The sequence below is a fragment of the Streptomyces sp. NPDC054840 genome (assembly GCF_053611065.1).
Map to the genome: position 1 here is coordinate 1 of NZ_JBSGZP010000518.1, position 5,373 is coordinate 5,373.

The window sequence follows — 5,373 nt, forward strand, 5'->3', positions numbered from 1 at the left end:
GTGCGGAGCCGTATACGGAATCGGGCTCGTAGGGCATCGGAGTTGAACCGGGTACCTGCCTGAAACGTGGGTTAACTCAGCGGAAAAGCGCAGCCCTTAGCGTGGCGGCCACGTTCGACCGCCAATGATCACCCATGATCCGGTAAAGCGGCGGTGGTCGGGGCGGAAAGCCTTTCTCAGTGTTGGGCAAGACTCGCTTGGTTCGGATATGCGCAGGTCAACGAAGTGTTGAAGACCGGTAGGGTCGCCCCGCCCTTTGTCGATCTTGTCCCGGAAGCTTGGTGATACGAGTGCAACTGACACCGCACGAGCAGGAGAGACTGCTCATCCATGTGGCCGCCGACGTGGCCGAGAAGCGGAGGGCGCGCGGGGTCCGCCTCAACCACCCGGAGGCGATCGCGCTGATCACGTCGCACCTCCTGGAGGGGGCCCGTGACGGCCGCACCGTGGCCGAGCTGATGGTCTCGGGCCGCACCGTGCTGACCCGCGAGGAAGTCATGGAGGGGATCCCCGAGATGATCCACGACGTCCAGGTCGAAGCGACCTTCCCGGACGGCACCAAGCTCGTCACGGTCCACGACCCGATCGTCTGAAACGGAGTACCCCCCATGATCCCCGGCGAAATCGCCTACGGGGACGGCCCGGTACTCCTCAACGAGGGCCGTCCCGTCACCCGCCTCACCGTGCTCAACGCGGCCGACCGGCCGGTCCAGGTCGGTTCCCACTACCACTTCGCGGAGGCCAACCCCGGCCTCGACTTCGACCGTGCCGCCGCCCGCGGGCTCCGGCTCAACGTCGCCGCCGGTACGGCCGTCCGCTTCGAGCCGGGCATTCCGGTCGCGGTGGAACTCGTACCGCTGGGGGGCTCGCGCACCGTACCCGGACTGCGCGGCGAGACCGGAGGGCCGCTCGATGGCTGAGCTCTCCCGACAGGTGTACGCCGACCTCTTCGGGCCGACCGCCGGTGACCGGATCCGGCTCGCCGACACCGACCTCTTCGTCGAGATCGAGCGGGACCTCGGCGGCGGCCCCGGGCGGGCCGGCGACGAGGCCGTCTTCGGCGGCGGGAAGGTGATCCGCGAATCCATGGGGCAGGCCCGCACCACTCGGGCCGAGGGCGCCCCCGACACGGTCATCACCGGCGTCGTCGTCCTCGACCACTGGGGCATCGTCAAGGCCGACCTCGGTATCCGCGACGGCCGGATCTGCGGCATCGGCAAGGCCGGCAACCCCGACACCATGGACGGGGTCGACCCCGCACTGGTCATCGGCCCCGAGACCGAGATCATCGCCGGCAACGGGAAGATCGTCACCGCCGGCGCCATCGACGCCCACGTCCACTTCATCTCCCCGACGGTCATCGAGGAGGCGCTCGCCTCCGGAATCACCACCCTCGTCGGCGGCGGGACCGGACCGGCCGAGGGGACCAAGGCCACCACCGTGACCCCCGGGCCCTGGCACCTGGCCCGGATGTTCGCGGCCCTGGAGGCCTACCCGGTCAACATCGGCCTGCTCGGCAAGGGCAACACCATGTCCCGCGATGGGATGCACTCCCAACTGCGCGGCGGAGCACTCGGATTCAAGATCCACGAGGACTGGGGAGCCACCCCCGCCGTCATCGACGCCTGCCTGTCCGTGTGCGAGGAGACCGGCGCCCAGGTCGCCATCCACACCGACACGCTCAACGAGGCCGGATTCGTCGCCGACACCCTCGCCGCCATCGCCGGGCGGACCATTCACTCGTACCACACCGAGGGCGCGGGCGGCGGGCACGCACCCGACATCATCACCGTGGTGTCCGAGCCGAACATCCTGCCCAGCTCCACGAACCCCACCCGGCCGCACACCGTCAACACGGTCGAGGAACACCTCGACATGCTGATGGTCTGCCACCACCTCAACCCGGCCGTCCCCGAGGACCTCGCCTTCGCCGAATCGCGGATCCGGCCCTCGACCATAGCTGCCGAGGACGTCCTCCACGACCTCGGCGCCATCTCCATCATCTCCTCCGACTCCCAGGCCATGGGCCGGGTCGGCGAGGTCGTCCTGCGCACGTGGCAGACGGCCCACGTGATGAAGAAGCGGCGCGGCTTCCTCCCCGGCGACGGACCCGCCGACAACCACCGGGCCCGCCGTTACGTCGCCAAGTACACGATCAACCCCGCGGTGGCCCAGGGGCTCGCCCGCGAGATCGGCTCCGTCGAGACGGGCAAACTCGCGGACCTGGTCCTGTGGAACCCGGCCTTCTTCGGGGTCAAGCCCGAACTCGTGATCAAGGGCGGCCAGATCGCCTACGCGCAGATGGGCGACGCCAACGCCTCCATCCCCACCCCGCAGCCCGTCATGCCCCGCCCCATGTTCGGCAGCCACGGCCGCGCCCCCGGCCTGAACTCGCTGAACTTCACCGCCCAGGCGGCGCTCGACGACGGGCTGCCCGAACGGCTCCAGCTGGGAAAGCAGTTCGTGGCCATCGAGAGCACCCGCGGGCTGAGCAAGGCCGACATGCGCGGCAACGACGCCATGCCGAGGGTCGAGGTCGACGCCGACACCTTCACGGTCACCATCGACGGGGAGGCCGTGGAACCCGCGCCCGCAGCGGAACTGCCCATGTCCCAGCGCTACTTCCTGTTCTGAGAGGAGGTCCCTGCCGATGAGCCGCGCCGCGCTGCTCGTCCTCGCCGACGGCCGTTTCCCCGCCGGGGGTCACGCCCACTCCGGCGGGGCCGAGGCCGCCTGCAAGGCGGGCCGGATCCACGACGCCGCCACTCTGGAGGACTTCTGCCGGGGCCGGCTGCACACCGCCGGCCTCACCGCCGCCGCGCTCGCCGCGGCCGCAGCCTTCGGGCTCGACCCGGCCGTCCTCGACGCAGCCGCCGACGCCCGTACCCCCTCGCCGGCGCTGCGCACCGCGGCCCGGCGGCTCGGGCGGCAGCTGCTGCGCGCCGCCCGGGCCACCTGGCCCACCGCCGAACTGGAGGACCTGGCCGCGGCGTTCCCGCGCGGGGCCCACCAGCCCGTGGTGCTCGGCGTCACCGCCCGGGCGGCCGGACTCGGGCCGGGAGACGCCGCGCACGTGGCCGCGTACGAAAGCGTCGGCGGGCCCGCCACGGCGACCGTACGGCTGCTGGGCCTGGACCCCTTCGAGGCGAGCGGGGTACTGGCCCGGCTCGCCCCCGAACTCGACGCCGTCGCGGCCCGTGCGGAGCGGGCCGCGCTGCTGGCCCGCTCACAGGGCCCGGACGCGCTGCCCGCGGCGTCCTCGCCGCTGCTGGACATCTCGGCGGAGGTCCATGCCGACTGGCCGGTCCGCCTCTTCGCTTCCTGACCTCCTGAAGGAGACACCCCCCATGCACCTCGACCAGGCCGTGACCTACCCCCACCGGCACACTCACAGCGCCGCCCCCCTGCGGCCCGACGGCACCCGGCGGGCCCTGCGCATCGGACTCGGCGGACCCGTCGGATCCGGCAAGACCGCCACGGTCGCCGCCCTGTGCCGCGCGCTGCGCACCGAACTGTCCATGGCCGTCGTGACCAACGACATCTACACCCGCGAGGACGCCGAGTTCCTGCTCCGCGAGGCCGTGCTGCCGCCCGAGCGGATCACCGCCGTCGAGACCGGGGCCTGCCCGCACACCGCCATCCGCGATGACATCTCCGCCAACCTGGAGGCCGTGGAGGAACTGGAGGACGCCTTCCGGGAGAACGGCCGACTGGACCTGATCCTGGTCGAGTCCGGCGGGGACAACCTCACCGCCACCTTCTCCCGCGGACTCGTCGACGCCCAGATCTTCGTCATCGACGTGGCCGGCGGGGACGACATCCCCCGCAAGGGCGGACCCGGTGTCACCACCGCCGACCTCCTCGTCGTCAACAAGACGGACCTCGCCCCCCACGTCGGCTCCGACCTCGACCGGATGGCCCGCGACGCCGCCGAGCAGCGCGGCGAACTGCCCGTCGCCTTCCAGTCGCTGCGCGGTCCCGAAGGGGTCGGTCCGGTGGCCGCCTGGGTGCGCGAGCGGATCGCCGCCTGGTCGGCGCGGTGAGCGCCGCGAGCACCGCCGACATCGCACCGGCCCCGGCACCGACGACGCCGGCACCGCTGAAGTCCCCGACCTCGTCGGCGGGCCTGCGGGCCACCGCCCGCATCCACGCCGTGGCCGACGGGCGGGGCGGCACCGCACTGCCGCTGCTCGCCGGGGAGGGCCCGCTCGCGCTGCGCCGCACCCGCTCGCCGTCGCAGGCCGGGGCCGGGGTCACGCTGGTCGGCGCGATGAGCGCCCCGCTCGGCGGTGACCACCTCACCGTCGAGGCCACCGTCGGACCCGGTGCGCACCTCTCCCTCGCCTCGGCGGCGGCCACCCTGGCACTGCCCGGCCGCTCCGGCGAGCCCGCGCGCTACGACGTCCACCTCGTCCTGGGGGACGGGGCGTCGCTGCGGTGGCTGCCCGAGCCGCTGGTCTCGGTGCGCGGCAGCGACCTGAGGGTGCGCACCCGGGTCCGACTCGCTCCCACGGCACGGCTGGTGCTGCGCGAGGAGCAGGTGCTGGGCCGCACCGGGGAGGTTCCGGGGCTGCTGCGAAGTCGCCTCATCGTCGAGCGCGGGGGCCGTCCGCTGCTGGACCAGGAGCTCGCCTGCGGACCCGGCGCGCCCGGCGGGTGGGACGGCCCGGCAGGCCTGACCGGGCACCGGGCGCTCGGCCAACTCCTCATCGTGGACCCCGCCTTCGCCGAGGACCCGCCCGCCGCGGCGGTCCTGGGGGAGTTCGCGGCCGTGACACCGCTGGCCGGTCCGGCCGTCCTGGTGACGGCCCTGGCCGCGGACGCCCTGCGGGTGCGCGAGCTGCTCGACGGGGCCTGCCGTACCTACGGGTGGTGAAAGCGGGACCTAACAGGCACCGCTCAGCGGTACACGCCTTTCCGGTTATCGGGTTGGCAAAGAAGTCGATCCGGCCCTGTCGCCGGGTCCCGGTCAGACGACAGGATCCCCCTGCACGCCGACGACCGAACCGACCAACCCGGCCGCCCACGGCGGTACCTGACGCAGGGGGAACAATCACGTGATACGCAACGCGGCGCTGGGGAGCGCCGCCACTCTGATCACCGGCACACTCGCGGCGAGCCTGCTGCTGGCCCCGCCGGCCGCGGCGGCCTCCGCCGGGAGCGACGGCAGGCTGCCGGAGGCGCTGGGCGTTCAGATCGCCGCCGCCCGCGCCGCCCGTACCGGGATCGACTGGAAGGACTGCCCGGCCGACTGGGGCTTCGAGAAGCCCATCCAGTGCGGCTGGGTGAAGGTCCCGCTCGACTACGCGAAGCCGTACGGCAAGACGATCGACATCGCCGTCGACCGGATCGGCAGCACGGGGACCAAGGAGG

At 72.7% G+C, this 5,373-nt stretch carries 6 protein-coding genes and 1 pseudogene; all 7 read left to right on the plus strand.

Annotated elements, in window-relative coordinates:
• Positions 1 to 290 precede the first annotated feature (290 nt).
• Positions 291 to 593 (plus strand): urease subunit gamma, encoded by a 303-nt coding sequence (locus ACWGIU_RS28415; RefSeq protein ID WP_453710471.1) that lies wholly within the window; start codon positions 291 to 293, stop codon positions 591 to 593.
• A 15-nt stretch (positions 594 to 608) separates the two neighbouring features.
• Positions 609 to 920, plus strand: coding sequence for an urease subunit beta (locus ACWGIU_RS28420; protein WP_453710473.1), 312 nt, complete (start codon positions 609 to 611; stop codon positions 918 to 920).
• Positions 913 to 2,634 carry an urease subunit alpha gene (locus tag ACWGIU_RS28425; RefSeq protein ID WP_453710475.1) on the plus strand — a complete coding sequence of 574 codons (1,722 nt, stop codon included), beginning with the start codon at positions 913 to 915 and terminating at the stop codon, positions 2,632 to 2,634. The genes ACWGIU_RS28420 and ACWGIU_RS28425 overlap by 8 nt, the downstream gene beginning before the upstream one ends.
• Before the next feature lie 16 nt (positions 2,635 to 2,650).
• Complete coding sequence (locus tag ACWGIU_RS28430; protein ID WP_453710477.1) at positions 2,651 to 3,325, plus strand: urease accessory protein UreF; 675 nt, start codon at positions 2,651 to 2,653, stop codon at positions 3,323 to 3,325.
• 22 nt (positions 3,326 to 3,347) lie between these two features.
• Complete coding sequence (gene ureG / locus ACWGIU_RS28435) at positions 3,348 to 4,043, plus strand: urease accessory protein UreG (protein WP_453710479.1); 696 nt, start codon at positions 3,348 to 3,350, stop codon at positions 4,041 to 4,043.
• A gap of 56 nt (positions 4,044 to 4,099) precedes the next feature.
• Positions 4,100 to 4,876 carry an urease accessory protein UreD gene (locus ACWGIU_RS28440; protein WP_453710481.1) on the plus strand — a complete coding sequence of 259 codons (777 nt, stop codon included), beginning with the start codon at positions 4,100 to 4,102 and terminating at the stop codon, positions 4,874 to 4,876.
• Positions 4,877 to 5,057: 181 nt separating this feature from the next.
• Positions 5,058 to 5,373, plus strand: a pseudogene (locus tag ACWGIU_RS28445) (alpha/beta hydrolase); the annotation flags it as partial.

Excerpts from the sequence above, each read along its gene's own strand:
- ACWGIU_RS28420 (WP_453710473.1), top strand. The coding sequence starts at position 609 with ATGATCCCCGGCGAAATCGCCTACGGGGACGGCCCGGTACTCCTCAAC.
- ACWGIU_RS28425 (WP_453710475.1), top strand. The coding sequence starts at position 913 with ATGGCTGAGCTCTCCCGACAGGTGTACGCCGACCTCTTCGGGCCGACC.
- ACWGIU_RS28430 (WP_453710477.1), top strand. The coding sequence starts at position 2,651 with ATGAGCCGCGCCGCGCTGCTCGTCCTCGCCGACGGCCGTTTCCCCGCC.
- ureG (WP_453710479.1), top strand. The coding sequence starts at position 3,348 with ATGCACCTCGACCAGGCCGTGACCTACCCCCACCGGCACACTCACAGC.